Raw genomic sequence first — 3,215 nt, 5'->3', positions numbered from 1 at the left:
AAGCCAGCAATATCATAAATGAATTTTTCAGGATAAAGGGCTGTAAGCTGTCCACCAAGCTGAGGAAGACTCTCCAAAACTTTCACTTTTGCTTGCCTCATCCCCCCATAAAACGCTGTAAACAAGCCTACTGGACCTCCGCCAATAATAGTAATGTCGTATACATTCTTTTTGTCTGTCAAACTAATCACTCCTAGTTATCCCCTACTAGATTTATTTTGTTTATACAATATAGATTGTGAGAGAAAGGCTTGAAATGCTACTAGAGATATTTATTTAAAAAGAATAGTTCAATAAAACAATACTCGATGAACAAATAACTGTTAAACTTACACGAGTGCTTCAGTAGTGAAAGTTTAAATCTGAAACTAAACACTTACCGTCGAGTGAAACAATGAGATATTTCAAATTCGTAAGTAAATCTAGAATTAACTACAAACGACCTCACTAATCAGATCCCGATAAATCATTCGAATTTTAATGGGTCTCCATTAAAAGCCTCTTCTGCTACTTTAATAGAATCGGTTGGACAACCTTCTATAGCATCCATTAAATCATCCATTAAATCATCTGGTATACTGACCGTTCCTTCATTATTATCTAACATAACAAATGAAATACCTTCCTCATCATAATCATAAATATCAGGAGCTGCGGCGCCGCATGCTCCACAAGAAATACAGGTTTCTTTATCAACAATCGTAAACTTTGGCATTTTTTTGCTCCTTTCCCTCCCTAGGGATGAATTTCACTTCAAAGCTAAATAGTTAAAAACTAAGGTGATTATAATCCGGTTTTGCCTAGACACTCTTGTTCAAGAATTCTATTATACTTGCATTAAATTCCCCCGGATTTTCTTGATAACACAAATGACCACTTTTAGGAATGATAACCAGCTCGGAGTTAATCAATTCTTCATGGATAGCCTCCGCTTCCCTTACAGGTGTTACAGTATCCAACTCTCCACATAGAACAAGGACCGGAACATCTATATTAGAGAACAAGTTCGTTTGATTTAGATGATAGAGTGAATAGGCTACCGAACGATATCCAGCTGGTCTTACTTGTGTCATAATTTCTTTTACCCGCATATATACTTCTTCTAAGGCATAGGAAGATAGCAATGCTTCTATTCTTTTTTCTGCTATCTCCTTAGGAGAAAGATTTTCAATCGAATATAACCGATTTTCTAATTTCCTCTCATTCTCATCTCGATCCAAAGCAGCAGCTCCCCTTGTCGGATCGGAAATTATAAGCTTCTTCATCTTATGAGGGTAGAGTAAGCAAAACTCTATAGCAATTGCTGCTCCCATTGAATGCCCGAGAAGGTAGACTTTTTCCAACTTCAACTGATCCAGCATACCATTTAGGACCCGAGCGAATTCCTTGAAATTTCTAAATTCTCCGATTGGATCTGAACTTTTTCCATAACCCGGGGCGTCCCAAGCAATGACTGTGTAATATTCCTTTAATTCCTTTACTTGTTCCCTCCACGACTGGGAATTATTGCTCATACCATGCAGTAATACTAAAGGTTCTCCATTACCTTCCACTTCATAATGGATACTTAAGTCTTCTACTTTTACGTAAGGCATACGATTCAGCCCCTCCTTTCTCAGTTTCAGGTAAAAGGATAGGTTATAAAAAGTGTATATCAGTGTATTGTGAGGTTTTTTTACTTTTCTTTACCTTGTCCTCTCAATCACTCTTCCCTACTGACCTCCCGCTTCCCATGAAAAGTTGATACTTCACTGAATTCACTCCTCATTATGTATAGACCCAAATATGAAGAAACTGCTACCTAAACGGACTAATTTTTTTAATACACGATTGACAAAAAATTAGGTATCAATCCTTTTTAGAAGTTCAATAATCACTTATATGTTGATGTCGTATCCATATAAGCATATCGTCCTTTCCCATTAAAAAAGTTACCTGTCTGAATAACCGGATAACCCCTTTCCTCCCGCATTGTTCCGGGATTTTTATCCGGGTCGCTAAGTTCAAATTGACAGTAGGTGTATTTAGAAAAGCTATAGTGGTTCCACCGTATATAAACCCCATCTCTAACAATCTATTATTTAAACAAGACTATTAACCAAGACCTCGCACTGACAATCCACCATCACTGGATATGACCTCACCGGTAATCGCGCGTGATTCGTCAGATGCTAACAGGACATACGCGGCAACATGATCTTCTGGCATTTGCGCGAGTTGAAGAGGGTTTCGCTTTTTAATACTTTCTGCTTTCGTATCATTATCTACGATTTTCGTAAATGGACGTAACGGAGGAATAACGGAAAGTGCAGTTAAAGTACCACCCGGTGCTACTGCATTAACTCGTATATGTGGTGCTAGTTCAAACGCAAGTTGACGCATCAATCCGATTTGGGCATGCTTGCTCGCTGTGTACCAAACACCCCCGCCATCAGGATAGAAGCTTGCTCCAGATACAGAAAAAATGATATTGCCATTTGTTTTTCTTAGTTCTTCAAGAGCCGATTTCGCGCCGAAAAACGAGCCTTTTACGTTAATGTTGAGGAGGTAATCATATGCTTCAGATAGCGCATCAGGAGTGACATCAGAAAACTTCGCAAATCCATCAAATACGCCTGCATTCGCAATAAAAACGTCTAATTTCCCAAATTGCTCCACAGTGGCTTGGACAGCTTGCTCATTGTCTTCGTATTTGCTGACATCACCCTGGTGAGTAAGAATATTTTCTCCAAATTCTTCTTTCATTTTTTCTAATGTTTCTTTTGATCGGCCAACAATGCAGACTTTCGCTCCTTCTTGAATAAAACGTCGTGTGACAGCTTGCCCTATTCCTGATGCTCCCCCTGTAATCAACACTACTTTATCTTTCAAGACCATTGCCATACGACTCAACCTCTCTTTTATTTTCGAAAATGAAAACTTTATACGAATATTGCAAGGTTTCTAGTATTTATTGTTGTTTGATCCACAATAAATACTCGCTTGGAAAGTTTCCATTTTCCATCTTCGAACATAAATTCATCTTTTCGTTCTCCTGAAATTAAATCATGATGTATATCCGTGCTGCGGCTTCGATAAATAAGCAGGTAGCTATTCACGGCTGCTTTTTCTCCTTCCACAAACTCTTTAATACGCACATTGCTGACGAAGCGCCGCGTTCTGGAAGGAGGAATTTCCGCCCATGCATAATCCGTTTTCAAACGATCCACACGAAG

Annotated in this window: 5 protein-coding genes; all 5 read right to left on the bottom strand. The window is 38.6% G+C overall.

The window, feature by feature from the left end; translation table 11 throughout:
* The coding region (locus HP456_RS21860) for an NAD(P)-binding protein (RefSeq protein ID WP_172255042.1) at positions 1-182 on the bottom strand (182 nt) is incomplete at its 3' end.
* Positions 183-466: 284 nt separating this feature from the next.
* Positions 467-715 (bottom strand): ferredoxin, encoded by a 249-nt coding sequence (locus tag HP456_RS21855; protein WP_172255040.1) that lies wholly within the window; start codon positions 713-715, stop codon positions 467-469.
* Positions 716-800: 85 nt separating this feature from the next.
* Positions 801-1,595, bottom strand: coding sequence for an alpha/beta fold hydrolase (locus tag HP456_RS21850; protein ID WP_172255038.1), 795 nt, complete (start codon positions 1,593-1,595; stop codon positions 801-803).
* A 499-nt stretch (positions 1,596-2,094) separates the two neighbouring features.
* The gene (locus HP456_RS21845; RefSeq protein ID WP_172255036.1) at positions 2,095-2,883 is read right to left on the bottom strand and encodes an SDR family NAD(P)-dependent oxidoreductase; all 789 of its coding nucleotides are present in this window, start codon (positions 2,881-2,883) and stop codon (positions 2,095-2,097) included.
* Positions 2,884-2,921: 38 nt separating this feature from the next.
* The coding region (locus HP456_RS21840) for an aromatic-ring-hydroxylating dioxygenase subunit beta (protein WP_281358113.1) at positions 2,922-3,215 on the bottom strand (294 nt) is incomplete at its 5' end.

It is taken from the genome of Bacillus haikouensis (assembly GCF_013179555.1).
In the GTDB taxonomy this organism is placed as follows: domain Bacteria; phylum Bacillota; class Bacilli; order Bacillales; family Bacillaceae_B; genus Rossellomorea; species Rossellomorea haikouensis_A.
This window is presented reverse-complemented; position numbering and strand designations above follow the sequence as displayed.

Excerpts from the sequence above, each read along its gene's own strand:
- HP456_RS21855 (WP_172255040.1), bottom strand. The coding sequence starts at position 715 with ATGCCAAAGTTTACGATTGTTGATAAAGAAACCTGTATTTCTTGTGGA.
- HP456_RS21850 (WP_172255038.1), bottom strand. The coding sequence starts at position 1,595 with ATGCCTTACGTAAAAGTAGAAGACTTAAGTATCCATTATGAAGTGGAA.
- HP456_RS21845 (WP_172255036.1), bottom strand. The coding sequence starts at position 2,883 with ATGGCAATGGTCTTGAAAGATAAAGTAGTGTTGATTACAGGGGGAGCA.